Annotated in this window: 1 protein-coding gene; it reads left to right on the top strand. The window is 62.0% G+C overall.

The features are described 5' to 3' along the window. Positions 1-22 precede the first annotated feature (22 nt). Positions 23-610 (top strand): winged helix-turn-helix domain-containing protein (locus AC1DZC_RS20120; protein WP_477044510.1); only part of this gene is annotated, 588 nt, incomplete at its 3' end.

The following is a 610-nucleotide window of genomic DNA, read 5'->3' as shown; positions in this document are numbered from 1 at the left end:
AGCCAAAACAGGGGTGGATCACATGAGCGAAGCAAGGATTTTCTATTTTGGACCGTTCCTGCTCGTGCCCGAGCGCCAATTGCTCACGCGCGGCGACGCCCGGGTGCAGATCGGTGGACGTGCCCTCGATCTGTTGACCGCGCTCGTGGAGCGGCCAGGAGAACTCCTGTCCAAGAAAGATCTCATGGTCCGGGTCTGGCCCACGACGACGGTCGATGAAAGCAACCTCAAGGTCAACATCGCCGCGCTGCGGCGCGCGCTGGGCGACGATGTGGGCGCCGTCAAATATATCGCGACCATGCCGGGGCGAGGGTATCGCTTCATTGCTCCGGTCGAAACGCGGGCGGCTTTTGGCCAACCCCGGGAAGCGCCCGCGGGCGAAGGGAGCCTACAACCGCCCGAGAGGGAGAGTGTCGGCTGGACCGAGCATGATGGCGATCTATGCGTTCCGACAGATGCCTCGATGCTTGATGTTTCGGATCAATGGACAGGCATGCGAGTGGTCAATGTCCCCTCGATCCAACAACCCAGGGCTGGCCTGTCGCCCCTGCACGACCTGTTTGAGCGTGCCGGATACGGGATTGTCATCGATGGGGAGATGACGCTCTGG

The sequence above is a fragment of the Cellulomonas sp. P2_B4 genome (assembly GCF_056404795.1).
The sequence above is the reverse complement of the archived record's forward strand: the minus strand, read 5'-3'. Positions and strand labels throughout refer to the sequence as shown.